The sequence below is a fragment of the Streptomyces sp. AC550_RSS872 genome (assembly GCF_019049285.1).
In the GTDB taxonomy this organism is placed as follows: Bacteria; Actinomycetota; Actinomycetes; order Streptomycetales; family Streptomycetaceae; genus Streptomyces.
This window is the reverse complement of the sequence record NZ_JAGMUL010000207.1, coordinates 16251-39601: the sequence shown is the minus strand read 5'-3', so window position 1 is coordinate 39601 and position 23351 is coordinate 16251. Positions and strand designations below refer to the sequence as shown.

The window sequence follows — 23351 nt, the reverse complement described above, 5'->3', positions numbered from 1 at the left end:
GGTTCCCGCTCCGTGGCCCTGCCTATGCTGGGGTTCTGCCGGGGCGGGACACCACCGCCGTGACGACGTCGAGGAAACAGCCACCATGACCCCAAGGTCCGCCGACGACTCCGCTCCGAGAGGGCGCAGCAGACGGAACTTCGCGGGTGCGCGTCCGGTGATGGACGACGTGGCCCGGCTGGCCGGGGTTTCCAAACAGACCGTGTCCCGTGTCCTCAACGACCATCCGTCGGTGCGGCCCGAGACCAGGGAAACAGTGCTGGCCGCCATGCGGACCCTGGGCTACCGGCCGAGCCGCAGTGCCCGGTCGCTGGCCAGCGGCAGGACTCGGATGGTCGGCGTGATCTCGTTCGACGCCGCTCGCTACGGGCCTGCCGCCATCCTGACCGCGATCAACACCGCGGCGCAGGAGGCCGGTTATCTGCTGAGCTCGATCGCGTTGGACACGGCCGAGCCGGACACGGTCGTGGAGGCGGTGAACCGGCTGTCCGCCGAGGGCGCGGACGGCGTGATCGCCATCGCCCCGCAGCTGTGGGTGGGAAAGGCGCTGGCGGACACCCGCCTCGACACCCCGCTGGTCGTGCTGGAGAACGGCCTCGACGCCGGCACCCAGCAGGTCACCGGCGACTCCCGGACCGGTGCCCGCAAGGCCACCGAGCATCTGCTGGGGCTGGGCCACCGCACCGTGTGGCACATCGCCGGCCCGACCGGCTGGACCTCCGCCGACCACCGGCTGGGCAGCTGGCAGGCCACTCTGGAGGCGGCGGGCGCCGAGGTGCCCGCCCCGCTGATCGGCGACTGGAGCGCCGACTCGGGCTATGAGCTGGGCCGGGAGCTGGCCCGGCGCGCGGACGTCACGGCCGTGTTCGCCTCCAACGACCAGATGGCCCTCGGCGTCCTCCACGCACTGCACGAAGCCGGCCGTTCCGTCCCCGGCGAGGTGAGCGTCGTGGGGTACGACGACATCCCCGAGGCCGCGCACTTCCTCCCCCCGCTGACCACCGTCCGCACGGACTTCGCCGAGATCGGCACCCGTTCGCTGCGCCTGCTCCTGGACCGCCTCGACGGCGCCACCGAGCCGCCCGTGGTCGACTCCCTGGTTCCGGTGGACCTGGTGGTGCGCCGCAGCAGCGGCCCCGCGTCACCGCTTGTATGACACTCCCAGCTCGATGAGGTAACGCTTGGTCACCCGGCCGCCGTACCGCCCGTCGATCAGGTCGCCGATGGACCCCAGCAGTCCGTTCCTGGCGGGGTCCGGAAGAGCTCGGTGGCCCGAGTAGGTGCGCAACAACTCCAGGTATTCGGCCGTGGTGTAGGTGAGATCCCGCTCATGACGACGGAAGACCGCGGGGCCGAACCGACCGCTGCGCGCCACCTCCCGTGCATGCTCCGACCCGTCGACGTCGGCGGCCGCCGGAAGCCGCAAACCGGGCGGCGTCTCCGGGTCGAAGCGCTCGTAGCAGTGCTGGACCTCGGCGAAGAAGTCCTCGGTGCCACCCCTCACATGCTGGGTGCGCACCACGGCGAGCGCCCCGCCCGGACGCAGCGCGTCGGCGGCCTTGGACACCCGCACCGCTGGGTCGATCCAGTGGAACGCGGTGGCCGAGACAACCGCGTCGAACGGCTCCTGCGGCAGCGGCCAGCTCTCGAACTCCGCCGTCACCACCTCCACGCCGGCGGTCCCGGCCAGGTTGCGACGCGCGACCGCGGCCATGCTCGGTCCCGCCTCGACGGCCGTGATCCGACAGCCCCGCGCAGCCAGCGGCACCGTCGCCTGGCCGGTCCCGCAGCCCACCTCCAGTACACGGCTGCCGGGGCCGGCGACCGCAAGCTCCGCGAGGTCGTCGTACAGCTCCGGGGGATATCCGGGCCTGGCCCGGTCATAGAGCTCGGCGTCTTCGTCGAACGTCCGGCTCAGGCGCACCCGCCGGGACTCCTCGGGCCTGTCGTCGCGCTGTGCTCGGGTGGTGTTGTCGGGCATGCGGAGCAGGCTATAGGGGGCGTTTTGAAAGTCCCGTGCGGTGCCCGCGCCCGCCGCGGCAGCGGCTGGTCCCGCGGCGTGCGGCGAGGGTGCGTGCCGGACGCCACGGGTGCTGTGCGGGACCTTCAAAACCCCCCTGCGCCCAGCAGCCGCACCGGCGAGGGAATATGAGGGGAGCGGCGAGCCTCCTGCGCACGCGCTGATCAACGACGGGGCGGTCAGGCCGTCCCGTCCGCCGCCGCCCGCTCCCACGCCGCGTCCCTCAGCAGCCGCAGCCCGTTCAGGCCGACCAGGACGGTGGAGCCCTCGTGGCCCGCCACGCCGAGCGGCAGTGGCAGCGTGCCGGCGAGGTCCCAGATGACGAGGCCGGTGATGAACACGCCGGCGATGACGAGGTTCTGCACGACCAGTTTCCGGGCGCGGCGGGACAGGGCGACGGTGGTGGGGACGGCCGCGAGTTCGTCGCGGACGATCACCGCGTCGGCGGTCTCCAGGGCGAGGTCGGAGCCCGCCCGGCCCATGGCGACGCCGATGTGGGCGGCGGCCAGGGCGGGCGCGTCGTTGACGCCGTCCCCGACGACCATCGCCTTGCGGCCGGCCGACTCCAGCTCCTTGACCGCGGCCATCTTGTCCTGGGGCAGCAGCCCGGCGCGCACGTCCTCGATGCCGGCCTCGGCGGCCAGGTGGGCGGCGGCCCGGGGGTTGTCGCCGGTGAGCAGGGTCGGGGCGGTGCCGGTGAGGGTGGTGAGAGCGGCGACGGTGGCGGCGGCGTCGGGGCGCAGGCGGTCCGCGATGCCGAGCAGTCCGGCGGGGGTACCCTCGACGACCACTACGACGGCGGTACGGCCGGACTCCTCGAGTTCCCCGGCGAGCGCAACGACCTCGCCGTCACTGTCGTCGAGCAGGCGGGCCGGGGCGCCCACCTCGACGGTGCGGCCGTCGACGACCGCCTTCACGCCGACCCCGGGCGCGGAGGTGAAGTCCTGCGCGGAGGGCAGGTCGATACGCCGGTCGCGTGCGGCGTCCACCACCGCTCGGGCCAGCGGATGTTCACTGGCGTGCTCGGCCGCCGCGGCCAGCCTCAGCAGCTCGTCCTCGGCCAGGCCGGAGCCGGGCAGCGGCCGTACGGCGACCACCCGTGGCGTGCCCTCGGTGAGGGTGCCGGTCTTGTCCAGCGCGACTGCGTCGACCTGGCCGAGGCGTTCCATGACCACCGCCGACTTCACCAGCACGCCGTGCCGGCCGGCGTTGGCGATGGCGGACAGCAGGGGCGGCATGGTGGCCAGGACGACCGCGCAGGGCGAGGCCACGATCATGAAGGTCATGGCGCGCAGCAGCGCCTCGGAGAACTCCTCGCCGAAGGCGAGCGGGACACCGAACACGGCGAGTGTCGCGGCCACCATGCCCAGCGAGTAGCGCTGTTCGACCTTCTCGATGAACAGCTGGGTGGGCGCCTTGGTCTCGGACGCCTCCTCCACCATCCGTACGATCCGGGCGATCACGGAGTCGGAGGCGTCGCGTTCGACGCGGACGCGCAGGGCGCCGGTGCCGTTGAGGGTCCCCGCGAAGACCTCGTCGCCCGGCTCCTTCGCGGCGGGGAGCGGTTCGCCGGTGATGCTCGCCTGGTCCACTTCACTGGCGCCGTCCAGCACCCGGCCGTCGGCGCCGACGCGCTCGCCGGGCCGTACGAGGACGGTGTCCCCGATCGTCAACTCCTCGACGGCGACGGTCTGTTCGGTGCCGTCGCCGGCGATCCGGGTGGCCGTGGCGGGAGCCAGGTCGAGCAGGCCGCGCACGGAGTCGGCGGTGCGGGCGGTGGCGAGCGCTTCCAGGGCGCCCGAGGTCGCGAAGATGACGATCAGCAGGGCGCCGTCCATCACCTGGCCGATGGAGGCGGCACCGAGCGCGGCTACGACCATGAGCAGGTCGACGTCGAGCGTCCTGTCCTTGAGCGCCTTGAGCCCTTCCCAGCCCGGCTCCCAGCCGCCCGTGGCGTAGGCCAGCGCGTACAGCGGGCCCCATGTCCACGCCGGCGCTCCGGCGAGTTGCAGGGGCAGCGCGAGCAGGAACAGTGCGGTGGCCGCGACGGCCCAGCGGACCTCCGGCAGCGCGAGGAGCCGGGTGCGCCGCCGTGGCGCGGCGGTGGCACGCGTGGACGCGGCGGCGTCGGCCGACGGTGGGGTGAGCGTGGAAGTCATACCCCTACCATAAAGGAACGAATGAAGACTCATTCATGTCTTCATGTCAGGAGGCGGCTCGAACGGCTCCCCACTTCCGCGCCCGGCGGGTACCGAGCGCCCTGCACACCAGGTAGATCGCGAACGAGATCGTGGTGACGTACGGGCTGATCGGGAGAGAGCTGCCCAGGGCCAGCAGGATCCCGCCCTCGATGGAGGCCACCGCGAACACCACGCTCAGCAGAGGCAGGAGCACCGGCGAGGCCGTGATCCGGGCCGCGGCGGCCGCCGGCGTGACGACGAGGGTGAGGACCAGCAGCGCGCCGACGATCTGCACCGACAGCGCGACCGCGAGGCCCAGCACGATCATGAAGGCGAACGACAGCGCGCGCACCGGTACGCCCCGCGCCTCGGCCACCTCCGGGTCGGCGCTGGCGAAGGCGAGCGGCCGCCACATCACCGCCAGTGCCACGAGCACGACGGCCGACGTGCCGAGCAGCCAGGACATCTGCGGGGTCTCGACGGCGACGATCTGCCCGGTGAGGATGCCGAACTTGTTCGCCGCCCGGCCCTTGTACAGGGCGAGGAACAGCACGCCGAGCCCGAGGCCGAACGGCATGATGGTGCCGATCACGGAGTTGCGGTCCCGGGCGCGGGAGCCGAGCAGCCCGATCGTCCCGGCCGCGAGGATCGAGCCGACGATCGAGCCGGCCACGATGTTCACGCCCAGCAGCAGCGCGGCCGAGGCGCCGGCGAACGACAGCTCGCTGATCCCGTGCACCGCGAACGGCAGGTCCCGCATGATCACGAACACCCCGACCAGGCCGCCGACCAGGCCGAGCGCGGCGCCGGCGATGAGGGAGTTGCGGACCAGGGCGAGCAGTTCGCCGTAGTTCTCGAAGTTGAAGATCTGCTGCCAGATCCCGTCGGCGAGGGTCATGGCCGTACTCCGTGGGGCAGTTCGGGATGGTGCGGCTCCTGTGCCGCCTCGTCGGGTACGGCGACGACCGTGACGCGGTCCCGGACGCGGATGACGTCGACCTGGGTGCCGTACAGCCGCGACAGGGCCTCGGAGGTCAGCACCTCGTCGGGGGTGCCGACGCGGTAGCCGCCCCGGGCGAGGTACAGCACGCGGTCCACCAGTCCCAGCACGGGGTTGATCTCGTGGGTCACGAACACCACCGCGGTGCCGTGGGAGCGGCGCCGGGCGTCGACCAGTTCCGTGACGGCCCGCTGGTGGTGCAGGTCGAGGGAGAGCAGCGGTTCGTCGCAGAGCAGGATGCGGGGGTCGGTCACCAGGGCCTGTCCGATGCGTACGCGCTGTCGTTCGCCGCCGGAGAGCAGGCCGACGGGGACGTCCGCGTACGCGGTGGCCCCGACCGAGGCGAGGACCTCGTCGACGCGGCGGCGTACGGCGGCCGTGCGCGGCCGGGGTCCGAAGCGGTGCCCGTCGATGCCGAAGCGGACCAGGTCGCGGGCGCGCAGCATCGCCTGCGCGGACAAGGTCGCCTGCTGCGGGACGTAGCCGATGTGCCGGCTGCCTTTGTGGGGCGGGCGGCCGAGGACCGTCAACGTGCCCGCGGACAGCTGCCGTTGCCCCAGCAGGGCCCGTACGAAGCTGGTCTTGCCCGCACCGTTGGGGCCGAGCACGGCCAGGAACTCGCCCGGCCGCACATCGAGGTCGAGGCCTTGCCACAGCACGCGCTCGCCGTAGGACAGGGCCGCTCCGCGCAGGCTGATCGGCGCGGCGTCGTCGGCCCCGGCGGACCGGCTCACTTGGCCAGCGCGCTCGCGAGCGCGTCGACGTTGGCGGTCATCCAGCCGAGGTAGTCCTTGCCGTGGGGAAGGGTCTCGGTCACGGGGACCACGGGTATTCCGGCGGCCTTGGCCGCCTGCTCGGCCTTCTCGGTCTGCGGGCCGGAGGTCTGCTCGTTGTAGACCAGCGCCTTGACCTTCTTGCCGGTGAACTGGGCCAGCGTCTCCTGGAGGGTCCGGGCGGAGACGTCGTCGCCTTCTTCGATGGCCTCGCTGAACTCCTCGGGCGTCGCGTTCTTCAGCCCTGCGGCCTGGAGCATGTACAGCGGCACGGGCTCGGTGATGGCCACCCGCTCACCGCCGTGGTCGGCCTTGATCCGGGCTTCCTTCTGTTCCAGCGGCCTGAGCTTGTCCTTGAAGCCCTTGGCGTTCTCGGTGAAGGTGGCGGCGTCGGCCGGGTCGGCCTTGGCCAGGGCGGCGGCGATGCCGTCGGCGAGCTTGGCGACCGTGGGGAAGTCGTACCAGACGTGCTCGTTGAGCTCCCCGCCCGCCGGGGCGGTCTTCCCGGAGAGCTTGACGGCGTTGATCACGTCGGCGGAGGAGTCGCCGTCGCCGCTCTTCAGCATGCGGTCGATGAAGTCGTCGTAGCCGCCGCCGTTCTCGATGACGACCTTGGCCTTGGACAGCGCCAACTGGTTCTGCGTGTTGGCCTCGTAGGAGTGCGGGTCCTGGTCGGGGTCGCTGATGACGGAGGTGACCTGGACCTTGCCGCCGCCTATCCGCTCGGCGATGTCGCCGTAGACGTTCGTCGAGGCGACGACGGGGACGAGGGACGTCGCGGCGGGGCTCTGCGCGGCATCGTTGTCAGCGCCGCCGGAGCCGGACGAACCGCCGCAGCCCGCGAGGCAGACGAGGCAGGTGCCGGCTATCACCGGGGCGAGAAGTCGGAGCGAGGGCGCGGGCATGGGTTCCTCCGGGGCAGGGAAAGCGAATGGTCCGCCGAAGTCCGTTCGGGCCGGCGTCGCGCCCACGCTAGATGAAAACGGATGTCAAACGCGTCTTTCGACCGGCCCCTGGGGCAACCCTTACCGAGAACTCACCTTCCGCCAGGTCAGGGGGCGGGCACCTCGTCCAGCAACTGCGGGCCGTTGTTGCGGACGCTGTTCACCGCCGGGGAGACCGGGCGCGCGTCCAGGTGACCGTCAGCCGGTGGGGTGAGCAGGGCGCGCAGGTCGTCCGTGCACTGGTGGTCGGGGTCGAGCCAGGCGTCGTAGTGCTCGGGGGTGAGGGCGAGCGGCATCCGGGGGTGGATGCGGCCGGCCGCGTCGGTGGCCTCGGTGGTGATGATGGTGCAGGTCAGCAGCCAGGCGGCGGGGTCGTCGGCATCCTTGATCTCCGGATCGCGCCAGAACTCGTACAGCCCGGCGAGTGCCAGGACCTGTCCCTCCTCCGGATGGATGAAGTACGGCTGCTTGCGGACCTTGCCCGACCTGCGGTCCTTGACCTCGTCCCACTCGTAGAAGCCGTCGGCCGGCAGCAGGCAGCGGCGTTTGACGAAGGCCCGGCGGAAGGCGGGCTTCTCGTGCACGGTCTCCACCCGTGCGTTGATCAGGCGCGCGCCGATCTTGACGTCCTTGGCCCAGGAGGGCACCAGACCCCATCGCAGCGGCCGCAGCCGGCGCCGGGCCGGTTCGCCCTCGCCGGCGCCGCGCGGAGGGCGCTCCAGTACGGCCCACACCTCGTCGGTCGGCGCCACGTTCCAGCTCGGCGCCAGGGTTTCCTCCGGATGCCACTCGGCGACCTGGAACAGCTGGGCGAGGTCCTGGGGGCTGCGGGTGGAGGCGTAGCGGCCGCACATACGGCCACTGTGCCACGGCGCGGTGGGTCCGTCCTCACAGGCTGGTGAGGCCGCGCAGGTCACGCAGCAGGAGGGGACCCGGGCCGGGGTCGGCGGGTTCGGGGTCGGCAGGGCCGGCGAGGGTGGACCTCGTGCTCCGGGCGGTGGCGCTCCGCCACCGCCGTCAGCTCCTCGGCCAGGCGGGCTGTTCGCCGTGGTGGAGGGCGCGCAAGGTGAGAGTGATGCCGTTCATATGGCGTCCCCCGACTCGCTGACGAGGGCGGACCGGCCGCCGGTCGTGCCCGGTACCGCGCCTGCGCGGGCCGGTGCGGATGCGGTGGTCCTCGGCGCGGGAGCGGTGTCGCCGTCAGCGCGTTGGACGCGGTGCAGCGCGGCCGCGGCGGTCTTGAACAGGGGCTGCCTGGAGACCGGATCCCAGTCGGTGATCGTCGTCTCGTTCGCGGCGCGCCATGCGTCCCCGGTACCCCTGGCCACGGCTGCCTGACGCCGGGCCCCTGTCAGCCCTCCACGCCCGTCGCGGTGTGGGCGGCGCCGACCGGCTTGGACTCGGGGGAGCCGCGCTGGCGCAGGTAGATCGACAGGACGACCATCGAGGCCACCGCCAGCAGCTCGGACTGCCAGTTCTGGAAGGTGCGGTTCCAGAAGTCGGCGGCGGTGAGGTACTCGGCCCAGCTGACCGGGGCCTGGAGGTCACGCAGTTGCTGTTCGTTGTAGGCGGCGGTGCCGGTCACGGACTGGGCCAGCCAGCACAGCAGGAACACGCCGCCCATCACCAGGCCCAGGGACCTGGAGTACACCGCCTGCCGCCAGCCGCCGGCCCGTGCCCAGCGGGGGGCGTCCGGCGGGGCGTGCTCCCCGACGAGCTGGTCCTCGTCGGACTCGGGGCCCGCCTTGTCCAGTTCCTTGGACTCCGGCGAGCCGCGCTGGAGCAGCCAGACGGTGACGAAGATGTAGAGGAAGAACTGGAGGTACTCGGACTGCCAGTTCTCCGTCACGTCGACGGCGAAGTCCGACGAGGTCAGGTACGCGCCCAGGCCGATCGGCGCCATTCCGTCGGTGACCAGCGCGTTGTTGAAGTCCGCGTGCCCCGCGACGGCCTGTCCGCACAGGGCCAGCAGGAAGCCGCTTCCGAAGGCCAGGCTCAGACCGTTCTCGTGCAGGAAGCGACGCACTCTCATCGGTGCATCAGCCCCAGCGTCATGAAGTAGGCGAGGCCCCCGATCACGAGCACCAGGCACAGGGTGAACATGGTCCGCATCGATGCCCTCACCCGCCCTGGACCGTGCAGTCGTACGGCTGCTCCGGACGGGGGGTGCACCCGGCGGCGGTGACCTTCCAGCCGGTCGGGAAGTGGGCCAGGAACAGCGTGTCATCGGTGAGGACCACCCGGGCCTGGTCCCCGTACACGTCCACGCTGCGGACCGTGTCCCCGGCGGGCAGCCGCTCCTGGACCACCGCCCGATCGCAGGACGTCTGCTCGGACTTCTCCAGTTCGTCGAGCGTTCTCGGCGCCAGCAGGGCGCACGCCTGCCGGCCGTCGGCCCGCTGCAAGGCGGCCGTGAACCCGGTCGCGGCGGCGGACGCGGCATCCCCGCGCTCGCCCGCGGCGGCACCACAGCCGGTCGTCACGGCGAGCACGGCCGGCAGCACGCCCCGGCACACTCTCCTGATCGCCCTCGCGCGTCGCATCCGCTCACATCCCGATCTCTGTGGCGTGGAGGACCAGCATCGGCGACGTGTCGAGGGGCCGCACGGTGAGAGACACCCGCTCGGGTCACGTGGGAGAAGGTCGTCCACGGGTACTCGGTGGCCGTACGGCGGTGAGCGGCACCGCCCCACTCCACGGAGGGACGTTCCCATGACTCAGCATGTCCGCGACGTCATGACGACCGACCCGATGACGGTCGAACCGCTGACCTCGGTGCAGACGGTGGCCCGCATGATGCGCGACGAGGACATCGGTGCCGTACTGGTCACCGAGGGCGAGCATCTGCGCGGGCTGGTCAGCGACCGTGACCTGGTGATCCGCGCCATGGCCGAGGGCGGCGACCCCGACCGTACGACCGTCGCCGATGCGTGCAGCGAGGACCTGGTCACGGTGAAGCCCGACGACGACCTGGGGCTCGCGGTGAGGTTGATGCGCGAGCACTCCGTACGGCGGGTACCGGTCGTCGACCAGGAGGATCACGCGGTGGGCATCGTCTCCATCGGTGACCTGGCCATCGAACGCGATCCCGAGTCCGCTCTCGGCGACATCAGCTCCGCGCGCCCCAACAAGTGAGCCGCAGCGACCCGTCCCGGAGAGGAGGGTGCGCCATGACGAACCCCGATCCCGAGCCGACCCGAGCTCCGGGTCCCGAACCCGGCAGCGGTGTACCGCCTGGTGAGACACCGCCCGCCGAGGCCGACAGCACGGCCGGCATCTCCTATCCGCAGAACGAGTTGCGCAGGGGCTGGGCTGCCGCGCCGCTCGTCCTGATCATGTTGGTGGTGGTGCTGGTGGCGGTCGGGCTGATCGCCATGGTCGTGGCGCTCTGATCGCGTGAGCGGCACCAGGAGCCGTCCACCGCGCCCTCGGCCGTCAGGGATGCGTCGCGTGCTGGAGTACGAGCAGGGCGATGTCGTCGGTGCGCTGCCCGGTGGTGGCGGCCTTCCCGAGCAGCGTGTCGATGAGCAGGTCCAGGTCCCGGTCGTCGGCGGCGGCGAGACGGTGGGTGAGGTGGGCGATGGATTCGTCGAGGTCGGTGCCCGGCCTTTCGACGAGGCCGTCGGTGTAGAGGACGAGCAGCATCCCGGTGGTGAGCGGGATCTCGGTCACGGGGAACACGGCGTCGGGGTCGATGCCCAGGAGCGGGCCGGGCGGGACGACGACGGGCCGTGTCTCCCCGTCGGGGAGACGCAGAACGGGCGGTGGGTGCCCGGCGGCGGCGAGGGTGACACGTCTGCGGGCGAGGTCGAGGTGGGCGTAGAGGCAGCTGGTGAACAGGTCGGGGCCGAGGTCGGTGAGGAGCCGGTTGGTGCGGTGGAGGACCTGGTCGGGGGGTGTGCCGAGGGTCGCGTGGGCGTGGACAGCGGTGCGCACCTGGCCCATCAGGGCGGCGGCCGCGACGTTGTGGCCCTGGACGTCGCCGATGACGGCCGCTGCCGCGGTTTCGCCGAGCCGGATCAGGTCGTAGAAGTCACCGCCGATCTCCATGCCCCGGGTGGCGGGCAGATAGCGGGCGGCGACCCGCAGGCCGGTGATCGGGGGCAGGCCGCGTGGGAGGAGTGCCTGCTGGAGGCCGTGGGCGAGCGCGTGTTTGGTGTCGTAGAGGCGGGCGCGGTCGAAGGCCTGGGCGATGAGTCCGGCGAGAGAGGTCATGACGGCGCGTTCCTCGGCGGGGAACGTGTGAGGGCTGTCGTAGGACAGGATGCAGACGCCGACGGGCCGGCCGGAGATGATCAGGGGCAGGAATGCCCAGGCCTGTTTTCCGCTGACGAGCGGCGCCTCGGGGTAGTTGCGCCGCATCTCCTCCGGGGTGGCGAAGAACGCGGGGATGCCGCTGCCAAGGGCCTGCCCGGCCGGGGTGAAGGACGTGTCGAGGGGCAGCCCGTCGAGGCGTCTGATGGTGTGCGAGGGGTAGCCACGATGGCCGGTGATCCGCAACCGGCCGGCGTCGGCGGTGGACAGCACCAGTCCCTGGGCGCCGAAGGCGGGCATGATCTGGTCGGCGACGAGATCGACGACGTCCTGCACTCCGACGACCTCGGTGAGCGCGGCGGCAAGGTGCAGGAGCTGGTAGAGCTGTCCGGCCCGGGCCGGAGTGGGGGCGTCGCGCGCGGACCGGCGGGGCGCGGGCGAGGGCGGCGGGTGCGCCCCGCTGGGGACGACACGGGCGCTGATGCCGCTGGCGTCCGGGTACAGATGAATGTCCAGCCACTGGCCCGGCGGGCGGCACGCGGTGAACGAGACGGGTTCCCGGCTGATCACCGCGGCACGGTAGCGCTCCTCGTAGCTGGGGTCGTCGAGCCAGCGCAGTGACTGCCACGGCTGGGTGCCGAGCAGCTGACCGGCGTCACGGCCCAGCAGTGCACAGGCGCCGGAGCTGACGTAGGTGAAACGCCCTTCCAGGTCCAGGGCGCAGCTGCCGCCGGGCAGCCGCTCGACGAAGTCGGACAGGGCCGCCTCCGGGCTCGCCGAGCGGTGGCCGGTTCCGACGGGGACGGCGCGTGGCTGTGCGCGTCCGGCGCGGGAACCGGCCTTCTCGGCCGTCTCTTCGAGCAGCCGGGCCAGACGCCGGCAACTGGACGTGATGTTGCCCCGCTCCCGTTGGGTCATGTACGGCGGGCGCGTCGCCGGCCACATCAGGAGCAGGGAGCCGCACGGCCGCACGCCGTTCACCGGCGCGGCGACCAGCGCCAACGGGTAGGGCAGGACCAGCGCGGTGCGCGGGTAGGAGCGGACCATCTCCTCCTGGCTGCCGACCCACACCAGACGGTCCTCACGGACGGCGTCGGCCACGGGAGCCGGGGAGGCGAGCGGGACCTTCGTCCACGGTGCGGCGAACTCGACCGGAGCCCCGCACAGCAGGTCCAGGAGGAGGAGCCGCTCGTCCGGTGCGAGCAGGTAGAGAGCGCCGATGGACGCACCGGTTCGGCGCACGGTCTCCGCGAAGGCGGCATCCAGCGCGTCGGCGTCCGGGGCCCCATCGCCCGTACCGGTCATGCCGCCCATACCAGGACGTTACGCCCCTGAGGGGCGGTTGGCACGTGGGTCGCCGCACCACGGCACGACCGGCTGACACCTCCGGGTCAGCCCGGCTTCAGAGATGGAGGTGGCGTTCCAGCCAGTCCGCGGCGGCCCGGCGGAACAGCCGCCGGTTCTCCGCGCGCAGGAAGTCGTGGCCCTCGTCGCGCAGGGTGAGCAGTTCGGCGTCGATCCCCCGCTCCCGCGCGGCGCGTACGAACTGCTGGGACTCCCCCAGCGGCACGTTGGTGTCGTGTTCGCCGTGGACGGCGAGCAGCGGGACGCGCAGCGCGTCGATGCGGCTCATCGGCGACAGGGCGTTCAGCAGTTCCCGGTCGCGTTCCGGGTGGCCGTACTTGTGCGCCGCCGATTCCGCGATCCAGGGCTCGGTGCCGGCGAAGAAGGTGAGGAAGTCCGACATGCCGCAGACGGCGACCGCGGTGCGGAACAGATCCGGGTGCCAGACGACGGAGGCGAACGTCAGATAGCCGCCGTAGGAGCGTCCCATGACCGCCAGCCGTGTCGGGTCGGCGGGGCCTGCCATGACGGCGTGGCCCGCGCAGTCGGCGACGTCGTCGAACGCCGCGAAGCGACCGGTGCCCAGGTCGGCGTCGACGAAGGAACGGCCGTGCCCGAGGGAGCCCCGGACGTCGGGGGCGAAGACGTCCAGGCCCCTCCCGACCAGCTCGTGGTAGAGCGGGTGGAACACCGGACGTTCCTGTTCCTCGGGGCCGCCGTGCAGGTGGATCACGCAGGGTGCCGGTTCGTCGGGGGCCCGGCCGGGCGCTCGGTAGTACCAGCCGCTCAGGGGCAGCCCGTCCCTCGCCTTCAGACGCAAGGGGACGGGGCGTACCGGTGGGCGGCCCGGCGGGACGGCGTCCTCGTCCTGGGAGGACCACGGGGTGCGCAGCATGGACACGCCTTCGTGGGCCCACCAGATACCGGGCCGGCGTTGCGATCCGGACAGGGCGAGCATCAGGCGTCCGGTGCCGGCGGCGGTGATGCGGGTGACGACCTCGTGGGGCAGGGGGACGGGCCGTGCCGGGCCGGTGCGGTCGGGGGCCTGCCGGGTCGGGAAGGTCTCGACGAGTTCCAGCTCGCTCGCTCCCTGGACGTTCCAGGCCAGCGCCGCGGTGCGGCCGTCGTGGGCGAAGGCGAGCAGTTCGAGGTCGCTGCGCCGGCGTTCCGCCACGACCGACACGGCGCGTGCCTCGCCGTCGCCGTCCAGAGCGACCGCGAAGAGCGCCGCGTACTCCCGGGCGGTGTTGCTGCGCAGCCACAGGGTCCGCCCGTCCGGGGAGAACCGGCCGATCCACGGGTCGCCGTCGGCGACCGGCAGGGTGAAGGTGTTCTCCGCGTCGGCGGTGCGCCGGACGACCGCCTCGCGCCGGCCGCGCGGGCCCCGGCGCAGCAGTGCGAGGCCGCCGTCGCGGCTGAGATCGCAGACCCGCAGGGAGGCGGCGTGGGTCTCCGTGGTGAGCAGCACGGGGGAGGCCAGACCGTCCGGGTCGATCAGGTAGACCGACAGTCCTCCGTCGGGCCGGACCGCGGGCGCCGCCGGAGCCGCGACGTCGATGGCCGGGCCGAGGGGCTCCGTTCCCGGTGCCGCGTCGTAGGCAGCGGGGCCCAGAAGGGTCGGATGACCGTCCCGGTCCGCCCAGTCGGCCGCCATGCGGGTGCCCAGGGGGTGGCCGTCGGCGGGTTCAACGTCCGTGTCCGGCACCGCGTGCCCGGCGAAGCTCTCGTACCGGGGGGCGGGCGGCGCGGCGAAGGTGACGGCGACGGCCGAGCTGTCGTGCGCCCAGCACCCCAGATAGGCGGAGCTCGCCGGGTCGGACCCGGCCAGGAGGCGCCGGCCGGAGCCGTCGGGACGCACACACAGCACGCGCGTGTGCTCGCCGCCGCCCGGCGCGGTGGTGTACGCGATCCAGCGGCCGTCCGGCGACCAGAGCACCTCTTTGACGGGATCCGGTGAGGAGTCGAGGAGCCGTACGTCGTCACTGCCGACGGCGCCGGCCCACAGCTGCGGCACGCCGCCCCGGTCGCAGATGAAGGCCGTCTCGGTGCCGTCGGCGTTGGCCGAGGGATACCAGCAGCCGTGCGCGCGCAGCCGTGTCACGGCGTCGCGCGGGCCGCCCGCCTCGGGCAGCGGCACCGGTTCCGGGGCCGCCCGGGCCGTGTCGTGCAGGTCCCCCGTCCGGCTGTCCGGAGGCTGCGCGCGGTTCGGTTCGAAGGCCCCGGGCCGAGCGAGCACGTGCGCGGGTGCGGGTGCCGCCCGTGTCTCCCCGTCCTCGGTCACTTGATTCCGTGGGTCTGCAGCCATATCTCCAGCAAAGCAATCTGCCACAGGGCGTTCGCCCCGCGCCTGGTCCGGTGCTCGTCGGGCGCCGCGAGGAGCTCGGCCACGTACGACTCCTGGAACAGACCGCGTCCTCGGGCCTCCGGTGCGTCGAGTGCCGTCCGCACGCGTTGCAGGACGGGGCCCGCCATGTGCCGGATCGCCGGGACCGGGAAGTAGCCCTTGGGGCGGTCGACGATCTCGCGGGGCAGGAGCTTGCGGCCGGCCTCCTTCAGTACGCCCTTGCCGCCGTCGGCCAGCTTCAGTTCCGGCGGGCAGGCCGCAGCCAGTTCCACCAGCTCGTGGTCGAGGAAGGGCACCCGGGCCTCCAGGCCCCAGGCCATGGTCATGTTGTCGACCCGTTTGACGGGGTCGTCGACGAGCATGACGTGGGTGTCCAGGCGGAGGGCGGCGTCCAGGGCCGTCTCCGCTCCGGGTACGGCCATGTGTCGGTCGACGAACCGGCTCGAGACGTCGTCGCGGGGGATCATGTCCGGCCGCAGGACCCGGGCGAGGTCGGCGTGCGGACGGTCGAAGTACGTCGTGGCGTAGCGCTCCGGTTCCTCCTCCCGGGACACCTCCGCGAGCTGCGGGTACCAGTGGTAGCCGGCGAAGACCTCGTCGGCGCCCTGGCCGCACTGCACGACCTTCACCTCCTTGGACACCTGCTCGGACAGCAGGTAGAAGGCGACCACGTCGTGGCTGATCATCGGCTCGCTCATGGCCGCGACCGCCCCGTCCAGAGCCGTCGACACCCGGTCGGAGGGCACCATCAGCTGCCGGTGGACGGTCCCGAACTCGCGGGCCACCAGGTCCGAGTACCGGAACTCGTCGCCCTTCTCACCGCCCTCCGTCTCGAATCCGACGCTGAACGTCATCAGGTCACGCTGGCCCTCGTCGGCCAGCAGCGCGACGATCAGACTGGAGTCGAGGCCGCCGGAGAGCAGGACCCCGACCTCCACGTCGGAGACCATCCTGCGGCGTACGGCCGTGCGCAGGGCGTCCAGTACGGCGTCCCGCCATTCGTCGGCGCCCATGCCGGCGCAGTCGGCCCGGCGGGTGTAGGAGGGCTGCCAGTAGCAGTGGTCGCGATGGGTGCCGTCCGGTTCGACGACCCGTACGGTGGCGGGCGGCAGCTTGCGTACGCCGTTGAGGAGGGTGTGCGGCGCGGCGACCGTGGCGTGCCAGCTCAGGTACTGGTGGAGGGCCACCGGGTCGAGTGAGGTGTCGACGTCTCCGGCGGCGAGGAGGGCGGGCAGTGTCGAGGCGAACCGCAGCCGGCCCGGTGTCCGCGCCAGGTACAGGGGCTTGATGCCCAGCCGGTCCCGGGCGAGGACGACCCGGCCGGTGCGGTGCTCGACGATCGCGAAGGCGAACATGCCGAGGAAGTGCTCCACGCAGGCGGTGCCCCACTGCTGGTAGGCCTTGAGCACCACTTCCGTGTCGGAGGTCGACTCGAAACGGTGCCCGAGGCTGCGCAGTTCCTCGCGCAGCTCCGGATGGTTGTACACACAGCCGTTGAAGACGCCGGTGATCTCCGCACGGGCGTCGGTCATCGGCTGGGCGCCGCGGTCCGAGAGGTCGATGATCTTCAGTCGCCGGTGGCCGAGGGCGACCGGGCCCCGTGCCCAGGTGCCCTGACCGTCGGGCCCACGGGCGGCGAGCCGGTCGGTCATCCGGCCGACCGCCGCCCGGTCGGCTCGCCGGCCGTCGAAGCGGATCTCCCCAGTCAGACCGCACATGACGGCCCGCCTCCCTTCCACGCCTCTGCGTTGACGCACTGCCACGGGTGTGCCTGCCCGCGTCCGCCGGCCGGGATCGTGAAGATCCGGGCGGTGGCGCGGGACAGCGCGAAGCCCCTTCGGGGTGACCCGGCGATGTTCACCGGCACATCAGCCTCCGATGCCGTCCGGCGCGGCGGGATCGGCGGAGGCGCGCGAACGGCCCGTGACGACGACCGGGGCGAGCACGCGGTCGTGCTGTCGGCGCCGTACCGGCCTGTGGTGTCCGCGTTCGCCGCGGGTCTCGGCGATCAGCATGTCGACACAGCCCAGCAGGTCCTCTTTCTGCGCGGCCCGGCGTATGCGCTGGGCGGCGCTGCCGTCCGCGAGGGCCGCCTCGGTCAGCTCCCGGACGGCGTCCCAGTCTCCGTGGGTCTCCAGCGCGGGCCGCAGCCGGACGAGCAGCTTGCGCACGACCTGGTGGGCGGGCGCCTCCTGGTGGGTCTCGGGGTCCACCAGCGTGCCTTCGAGGCCGGAGCGGGCGGCACGCCATGACGCGCCGCGCAGCCACTCGTGCCGGCCCGCGCAGCCGGAGGAACCGTTCCTGCGCAGTCGCTCGCGGGCCTCGGTCACCAGGGCGCGGAAGAGTCCGGCGAGGAGGACGACGGTCTCCGCCCGGGGGCAGGCGTCACAGGTGCGCAGTTCCAGCGTCGGCAGATGAGCGGAGGGGCGGATGTCGTAGTAGATCATCCCCGCGTCGCTGATGATCCCGGCCCGTACGAGCTCGTCCACGGCCGCGTCGTACTCGGCCGCGTTCTGGTAGCAGCCGACCGGCCCGGCGGTGGGCCAGCGCTGCCACAGCAGGGTGCGCCAGCTCGCGTATCCGGTGTCGGCGCCCTGCCAGAACGGTGAACTGGCGGAGATGGCCAGCAGCACGGGCAGCCAGGGCGAGACCTCGCACATGACGCGTACGGCGGTGTCGCGGTCGGGTACGTCGACATGGACCTGGGCGCCGCAGATGAGCTGCTCGTCGGCGACCTTGCGGTACTCGTCGGCCATGTGGCGGTAGCGTGCCCCGGGGGTCAGGTGTGCCAGCGCGGCGGGTGCCAGGGGGGCCGTGCCGGCGGCGACCACGGCAAGGCCCAACGAGGAGGCGGCCGCGTCCAGTTGCCGTCGGGTGCTGGTGAGGTCGGCGTACAGGTCGTGCAGGGATGCGTGCACTGCGCTGTTGGACTCCACCGTGCACTGATGCAGTTCGGTCGTGAAGGTGCGTCTGGGAAGCCGCCGCAGCACCGCATCGGCACGCGGGACGAGCCTTCCGCTCTCCACCTCCAGGACGTGGAACTCCTCCTCCACTCCGATGCACACGGTCACGATCGCTCCTAGGGATCCGAGAGCCTGCCCGCAGGGTGGGGATCGCCCGGCCCCCGGGGGGATGCGGCGGCTTGTGGTGCTTTCTGAGTTCCCACCTTTCGGACAGGTAAGCTCCATTTGCGCATATGAGCCGCGGGTCTCGCAGATGAGCAGGAGGGGGTCGGCCCACCACCGTGACCTCGGGGCCACGGCCCTGCTCGTGGACGATCGTCGTCTCCAGGATGAGGGAGACACCGCGCAGCAGCCAGTTGACACCCTCCGGATCAGCCGTGCCGGCTCGGTGACAGCCCGGTCAGGTCGGCCGCCGCCCGAGGACGCGGCAGCCAGGACCTCGAGGCGCGACGAACCGCGCTGGAGATCGGCCACGTAGATCCGCACCGCGTCGAACGCGGCGGCGCGTGCGCACTGAGAGGGCCCCGCCCGGGCCGCGCGCACCCACCTCAGAACTCGGTGCCCGTCTCCGCGGCCAACGCCCGCAGCAGCCGGCCCTGGAGCGCCTCGTCGTGGACCGCGCGGTGCGGCTCCATCCGCTGCCGGTGGTACCCGTACCCGCCGGTGGTCAGGGCCTCGGGTTCGTCGCCGACCGCGAGCCACTCCTGCGTCCGATGGCCGAGCTCGAGGTCGTCCGGCGCATGGGGTCCGCCCATCCTGGTCGGCACCCAGCCCGGATCCACGGCGTTGCTCAGCGCCTCCAGCCGCAGGCGGGCCACGGCTGCCGCGAGGGCCGTGACGTACAGCTTGCTGTCGGAGTACGAGCCCGCGCGCTCACCCCGCCAGTCGACCCGGTCCAGCGAGGGGCGCCCGTCGAAGTGCGAGCCGCTGCTCAGGTACACCAGTCGGCGTGGCCCACGCAGCAGGGCCCTGAGCAGATACGGCGCGACGACGTTGACCGGCATGACCGCCGGCCCGCTCCACACTCCGGCGTTGTGGATGACCGCGTCGAGCGGCTCCGCGTCGTTCAGCTCGGCGGCGACACGCCGTACGGCGGCCCGCTCGACGAAGTCACCCACGACGAGGTCCGCTCCGCGTTCGGCCAAAGGGCGCAGCACCGCCGCACGCTCCTGGTTCCGGGCATGCACCACCACACCGTGGCCCGCGGACAGCAACGCCTCCGCCGCGGCCCGCCCAAGACCGTCCACGGAGCCGGTCACCAGAACGCGGCTCACGAGCGCACCACCCACGCCGGGCGAGGCGTCCTTCCGGTGGTGACCGGCGGCCACTGCCGCGAAGACCCGCCGGCCGGGCCGTGCCTGCCCGGGTAGTCCTTCTCGCCCGAAGCCAGTGGGGCCGAATTATCGAGTCGTGATCCCTCGGGACGGGTCCCGAAGCCCTTGCCGTTGGCTGGTCGGCAGGGGCCTTCCGCCCGGCGGCCCCATTTCGCCGTCACTGCACAGGAATGCGACTGATGCGGCCGGAACTCACCGAGGACTACATCTTCAAGGACAGCAAGGCGATCGTGCTGGAGCGCGGATTTCAGTGGGGATCGGCGTCCGGCCGGAATCCGGTCGAGCGGGAAGGCATCACCGCTCACTGTGCGGTCCGCGCGCTGGCCTCGCTGTGCGAGGGGCTCATCAGGCCCATGACGTTCGGCGTGACCAGACAGTGGGTGGACGACGAGTACGACTGGCCGGCCGACGACAGACCGCCGCGGTGGAACTGGTTCGTGACGACCCCGCAGTCGCCGCCCGACGCCCGCTCGACGTATGTGGACGCGCAGGTCATCGAGACGGCGACGCTGGACGAGGAGTCGATGCACTCCGCTGTCGACCGCGTACTCGACGACCCGTGCGCGGCATCCGAAGGCGATCACCTGGCGTGGGACGAGCTGCTCATCGACCACACCTGGGCCCGGCTGCCCGAACCCGACCGGCACCTGGAGAAGGGCGAACTGCGCATCGACGACTACGACAACCGGCTGCACCGCGTTCCGATCCCCCTTGAACGCATGAACGGCCGCATATGGGCGACCAAGGCCACGGTGTACTACCCGTTCCAGCTGCGGGTGACCAACAAGTCCTGCGGCTCGCAGTACCCCGACGCGCGCGAGTACGACGAGTTCATCGAGATGACGATCAGCGTCAACTGGTCCTTCTGGTGGAATCCCGGAGCGGGCAGAGCCATGCTCGACCAGGCGTTGCATCGCGTCCTCCGGCAAGGGTGGCGCCCCGCCTGCCCGCCGCCCGGCACACCCGGTGGCTCGGGCAACGACGAGGCGGGCAGCGATGCTGTTACCTAGCGAGATCGGGGTGCGGTTGATGTCGGCCGCAGCGGGTGTGGGTTCGGTGATCCTGGCCGTGAACATCAGTGATCCTGTGATGCGCTTGGTGGCTGTCTTTCTCGCCGTCGTGTTCCTGGGCCCGCTCGTATTGATGTTGGTCATTGATATCCGTGAGTGGCTGGGCCGCCCGCCGCCGGAGTCCGATCCGACCGGCCGGCCCCAAGCCGCCGAATGGGGCTTCGTCGTGGTCTTCGACAGCGCCATGGCTCTCTTCGTCTACGCGGGAGTTCTCGACGTGCAGCGAGGCGGTTCAGGCGAGTTGCTGGTCGGCGGCCTGATGGTCAGCGTGCCGGTGCTGTTTCTCACCATCGGCGTGGTGATCCGCTGGTGGCGCCATCGCCGCGCCCGGAGGTCCAGCCGGTTGCCCGGCGGCCCGGAATAGCCCGGCCCCGCAAAAGGAAACGGTGGCGTTCGCCACCACCCTCGTGATCCTCGGGATCCGCGACTTCGTGGTCATGGGGGTCCGCGACTTCGTGGTCATGGGGGTCCGCGACTTCGTGGTCATGGGGGCCCGCCGCCGACGGCAACTTCCCCGCACCTTCAGCGACTTCCCGTCGCCGCCTCACCGAAGTCGGCACTGCCGCAGAACGCAGCGGCGTCGAAGCGGGCGCGGTTGAGGAGGGCCTGTCCGGTCGCCGGTCCCGAAAGGCGTCGAGTAGTCGGTGCAGTGGATCGCTGGAGAAGGTGATGCCGGAGGGGTCGATGTCGGCATCGGGGGCCGGGCCGGACAGGCAGTTCGTGCGTTCGACCTCCGGCGGGTGGGCCAGGCAGGCGTCGTAGGGGCCGTACGCGGCGGCACGGCCGAAGCGCCTGATCTCCGGCCTGCCCGAGGACGCCTGCATGGCTTTGCTTGATCCTTAACGTTTGGCCTGATCTCGTTCGTAGAGGGTGCTGGGTCGTTTGACGGTTTTGCCCACGTCGTGGCGGGTGGCGGGGTGCCGGTTCTTGGAGCCGGGTGGGCGTCCGGGGCCGGGACGGCTGGGTTTGGGCACGCGGGCCGGGCAGGGCAAGTGAGGTCGGAGGTGTCGGAACCCGCGCCGGACGCGGGTCGGCGTGAGGACCGTACCGGAGCGAGTGACCTTCTCCCAGGGTTTGCGCTGGTCGGCGGCGAGCGGGGCGGCGAGGCGGAGTTGGGTGTGGGCGGTGATGACGAGCCAGGTCCAGCGGTCCGCCGCCTGTGGGTGACGCAGCCGCGGCCTGGTCCAGCCGAGCGTCTGTTTGAACAGGCGGACTGTGTGCTCCAGGTCGAATCTTCGCAGGTAGCACGACCAGACGAAATCGATGCCGTCCGGGCTGGCCCAGGTGGCAGAGGACCACAGCCACACCGGTGGCGCGTCGCGGTCGCCCGGCAGGTGATCGACCTTGAGGCGGATCAGCGTGCCCTCGATGATAGGGAGTTCGCTGTCGTGGTCGATCCAGGCGGAGCGTTGTTGGAGTTCCGGGTGAAGCCGGTCCCATGCCCGATCCTCGGCCTTGCCGTAGCGGGGCGTGTCATTCACCGGCACCGTCGGCGGCTCCGGCCAGGTCTCCGGCTTCGCGAGGCGAAACTCCTTGCCATGTTCGGGCGGTCGGCCGCCCTTGGGCTGGTAGACGCGGGGCGGGGCCGGGAGCCGCAGGTTACGGTCCGAGCGCAGGCGGCCGACCAGTTCGATCGGCAGGTCCCGCAGCAGCCAGGCCAGGCGCATCACGTCGTAGCCAGCGTCCATCACGATCAGCGTGCCCCGGTCTCCGGGCCGCCACTGTCCGGCCGTGATGAGGCGTTCGGTTACCTGCCGGAGCTGGTCGGCGGTGACGGCCGCGGCGTCGTCGGCGGGACCGAGCCGGACGGCGTCCAGAACGGCGGTCCACGACGTGCGGTCCGGCGTCAGGGCGGCGATGAAGGAGTACGGCCAGCCTGGGATGATCTGCGCGGCCGCGCCGGACCGGCCGTGGACGTGACAGAACAACCGCTCCGGTGCGCACGCGGCATCCGACCGCAGCCACGGGGAGACGTCCACGGTGAGCACGAGCCGCCCGTCGAAACGCGGCAACGGCAGCGGCACCAGAAGATCCCGCAGTCGGTCCACGTCCAGGCCGCCGTGGTTCAACGCGCCGTACAGCGAGCCATAGCCGCGACGATGCTCGGCGGTCAGAGACAGCTCCACGGGCGTCTTCACCGGCCCGTCCGCACACAGCAATGCGTCGGTGAGCTCGAAGAACGCGTCCGCCCGCGCCGACAAGCACCCGTAAAAATCGGTCCGGAAGCGTGACAGTTCCACGAATGAGTCCCGCTCCGCGACCCGTTCCAGCACTCTCATCACCACGGCCTTCTTCGTGAACACCATGACCTCGTCGCAGAGTTCAGGATCAGGCGAAGGCCGTACCCACGTCCGGCGATCACCCGAACGAGCGACCTGCCGAACGTCGATGATCAAGCTAGAAGTCCCATGGCGGCGAAGGCTGGTCGTTGCCATCGAAGACTAATGATCAGTACGTTCATGTACACGGCTGTCGTTCATCTGCCAGCATCTGCCGACGGAAAGGGAGCCACGGTGGACCAGGGGGTGGCGGCACTCGTAGGCGCCGCGATCGGTGGTGCGACGGCGACTTTGGCGGCCCTGATCGCCGGCCGGGCCTCGCGTCAGCAGGCTCGTGCTCAGCATCACTTGTGGCGGTCCCAGACACGTCGCGAGGTATACACGGCCTACGCCGCAGCACTCGACGCGGCCGTGGACGCCATTGATCCCGTTCGGAAGCAGGCCACCAAACTGCTCGTCGCGTACCTGAGACCAGCCGGAGCGGTTGAGAGCGTCGCGCTGGAACTGGCTGATGAGGCTAGGGCGGAGGAGAGGCGACAGGCCCGGGAGCTTGTTGATGCCTTGCGCCCCTTCGGCGCCAAAGCCGCCGTAGAGGGACCGGAGCCTGTTCGCGCAGCAGTGCGCAGGTTGACACGCCATGTCGGCTCCTACCTGGACTCTTGCCTCGCAACGGTCGAGTCCGCGGCTGCCTTCACGGACGAGGCTCTCCGGAGCATGGCCCAGGAGACGATGAATCAAAGCCAGCAGGCTGTAAGGCGCTCACGCGAGACGTTCTTCGAGGAGGTCAGCCACGCGTTGAAGAGCGAACCTCTGAGTTGAGCTCTGCACGTGAACCTGCCCAGATCC

Annotated in this window: 21 protein-coding genes and 1 pseudogene; 7 read left to right on the top strand and 15 right to left on the bottom strand. The window is 71.6% G+C overall.

Going from position 1 to position 23351, the window contains the following annotated elements:
* The first annotated feature begins 85 nt into the window (after positions 1-85).
* The gene (locus tag KUM44_RS43060) at positions 86-1156 is read left to right on the top strand and encodes a LacI family DNA-binding transcriptional regulator (RefSeq protein WP_217215207.1); all 1071 of its coding nucleotides are present in this window, start codon (positions 86-88) and stop codon (positions 1154-1156) included.
* Here KUM44_RS43060 and KUM44_RS43055 read toward each other — a convergent pair.
* The 9 genes and pseudogenes from KUM44_RS43055 to KUM44_RS43015 form a co-directional block, all read right to left on the bottom strand.
* Positions 1142-1981 (bottom strand): class I SAM-dependent methyltransferase, encoded by an 840-nt coding sequence (locus KUM44_RS43055; RefSeq protein WP_217215206.1) that lies wholly within the window; start codon positions 1979-1981, stop codon positions 1142-1144. The genes KUM44_RS43060 and KUM44_RS43055 overlap by 15 nt on opposite strands.
* A 218-nt stretch (positions 1982-2199) precedes the next feature.
* A complete protein-coding gene (locus tag KUM44_RS43050; protein WP_217215205.1) occupies positions 2200-4179 on the bottom strand; it encodes a heavy metal translocating P-type ATPase in 1980 nt (659 codons plus the stop codon).
* A gap of 46 nt (positions 4180-4225) precedes the next feature.
* Positions 4226-5098, bottom strand: a complete 873-nt coding sequence (locus KUM44_RS43045; RefSeq protein WP_217215204.1) for a metal ABC transporter permease — start codon at positions 5096-5098, stop codon at positions 4226-4228.
* Entirely contained in the window at positions 5095-5934 is an 840-nt protein-coding gene (locus KUM44_RS43040) for a metal ABC transporter ATP-binding protein (RefSeq protein ID WP_217215203.1), read from the bottom strand. The genes KUM44_RS43045 and KUM44_RS43040 overlap by 4 nt, the downstream gene beginning before the upstream one ends.
* Positions 5931-6878 carry a metal ABC transporter solute-binding protein, Zn/Mn family gene (locus KUM44_RS43035; RefSeq protein ID WP_217215202.1) on the bottom strand — a complete coding sequence of 316 codons (948 nt, stop codon included), beginning with the start codon at positions 6876-6878 and terminating at the stop codon, positions 5931-5933. The genes KUM44_RS43040 and KUM44_RS43035 overlap by 4 nt, the downstream gene beginning before the upstream one ends.
* 146 nt (positions 6879-7024) lie before the next feature.
* Positions 7025-7771 (bottom strand): SOS response-associated peptidase, encoded by a 747-nt coding sequence (locus tag KUM44_RS43030; RefSeq protein WP_217215201.1) that lies wholly within the window; start codon positions 7769-7771, stop codon positions 7025-7027.
* Positions 7772-7999: 228 nt separating this feature from the next.
* Positions 8000-8224 (bottom strand): annotated as a pseudogene (locus KUM44_RS43025) (hypothetical protein); the annotation flags it as partial.
* Between the two features lie 44 nt (positions 8225-8268).
* The gene (locus tag KUM44_RS43020) at positions 8269-8949 is read right to left on the bottom strand and encodes a DUF6766 family protein (RefSeq protein WP_217215200.1); all 681 of its coding nucleotides are present in this window, start codon (positions 8947-8949) and stop codon (positions 8269-8271) included.
* A gap of 88 nt (positions 8950-9037) precedes the next feature.
* Positions 9038-9460 (bottom strand): hypothetical protein, encoded by a 423-nt coding sequence (locus KUM44_RS43015; RefSeq protein WP_254390955.1) that lies wholly within the window; start codon positions 9458-9460, stop codon positions 9038-9040.
* A 169-nt stretch (positions 9461-9629) separates the two neighbouring features.
* On the opposite strand from KUM44_RS43015, the gene KUM44_RS43010 reads away from it, so the two are divergent.
* Complete coding sequence (locus tag KUM44_RS43010) at positions 9630-10052, top strand: CBS domain-containing protein (protein ID WP_217215199.1); 423 nt, start codon at positions 9630-9632, stop codon at positions 10050-10052.
* Between the two features lie 35 nt (positions 10053-10087).
* A complete protein-coding gene (locus KUM44_RS43005) occupies positions 10088-10309 on the top strand; it encodes a DUF6480 family protein (protein ID WP_217215198.1) in 222 nt (73 codons plus the stop codon).
* A gap of 43 nt (positions 10310-10352) precedes the next feature.
* Here KUM44_RS43005 and KUM44_RS43000 read toward each other — a convergent pair whose 3' ends face one another.
* From KUM44_RS43000 to KUM44_RS42980, 5 genes are all read right to left on the bottom strand, one after another.
* Positions 10353-12476 (bottom strand): SpoIIE family protein phosphatase, encoded by a 2124-nt coding sequence (locus KUM44_RS43000; protein WP_217215287.1) that lies wholly within the window; start codon positions 12474-12476, stop codon positions 10353-10355.
* A gap of 97 nt (positions 12477-12573) precedes the next feature.
* Positions 12574-14820: a prolyl oligopeptidase family serine peptidase gene (locus KUM44_RS42995; protein ID WP_217215197.1), complete on the bottom strand. Its 2247-nt coding sequence runs from the start codon at positions 14818-14820 to the stop codon at positions 12574-12576.
* The gene (locus KUM44_RS42990; RefSeq protein ID WP_217215196.1) at positions 14793-16577 is read right to left on the bottom strand and encodes an N-acetylglutaminylglutamine amidotransferase; all 1785 of its coding nucleotides are present in this window, start codon (positions 16575-16577) and stop codon (positions 14793-14795) included. Before KUM44_RS42990 ends, KUM44_RS42995 begins: the two co-directional genes overlap by 28 nt.
* Before the next feature lie 150 nt (positions 16578-16727).
* Positions 16728-17930, bottom strand: a complete 1203-nt coding sequence (locus tag KUM44_RS42985; RefSeq protein ID WP_308402853.1) for a glutamate--cysteine ligase — start codon at positions 17928-17930, stop codon at positions 16728-16730.
* A gap of 440 nt (positions 17931-18370) precedes the next feature.
* Positions 18371-19096 (bottom strand): SDR family NAD(P)-dependent oxidoreductase, encoded by a 726-nt coding sequence (locus KUM44_RS42980; protein WP_217215194.1) that lies wholly within the window; start codon positions 19094-19096, stop codon positions 18371-18373.
* A gap of 239 nt (positions 19097-19335) precedes the next feature.
* On the opposite strand from KUM44_RS42980, the gene KUM44_RS42975 reads away from it, so the two are divergent.
* The 3 genes from KUM44_RS42975 to KUM44_RS42965 are packed head-to-tail and all read left to right on the top strand — an operon-like array spanning position 19336 to position 20825.
* Positions 19336-20166: a hypothetical protein gene (locus tag KUM44_RS42975; protein WP_217215193.1), complete on the top strand. Its 831-nt coding sequence runs from the start codon at positions 19336-19338 to the stop codon at positions 20164-20166.
* 19 nt (positions 20167-20185) lie between these two features.
* On the top strand, positions 20186-20590 hold the full coding sequence (locus KUM44_RS42970) for a hypothetical protein (RefSeq protein ID WP_217215192.1): 405 nt from the start codon (positions 20186-20188) through the stop codon (positions 20588-20590).
* A 22-nt stretch (positions 20591-20612) separates the two neighbouring features.
* On the top strand, positions 20613-20825 hold the full coding sequence (locus KUM44_RS42965) for a hypothetical protein (protein ID WP_217215191.1): 213 nt from the start codon (positions 20613-20615) through the stop codon (positions 20823-20825).
* Positions 20826-21065: 240 nt separating this feature from the next.
* Here the strand turns inward: KUM44_RS42965 and KUM44_RS42960 are convergent, their stop codons facing one another.
* Positions 21066-22505, bottom strand: coding sequence for an NF041680 family putative transposase (locus KUM44_RS42960; RefSeq protein ID WP_217215286.1), 1440 nt, complete (start codon positions 22503-22505; stop codon positions 21066-21068).
* Positions 22506-22670: 165 nt separating this feature from the next.
* On the opposite strand from KUM44_RS42960, the gene KUM44_RS42955 reads away from it, so the two are divergent.
* Positions 22671-23324: a hypothetical protein gene (locus tag KUM44_RS42955; protein WP_217215190.1), complete on the top strand. Its 654-nt coding sequence runs from the start codon at positions 22671-22673 to the stop codon at positions 23322-23324.
* The last annotated feature ends 27 nt before the right edge of the window (positions 23325-23351 follow it).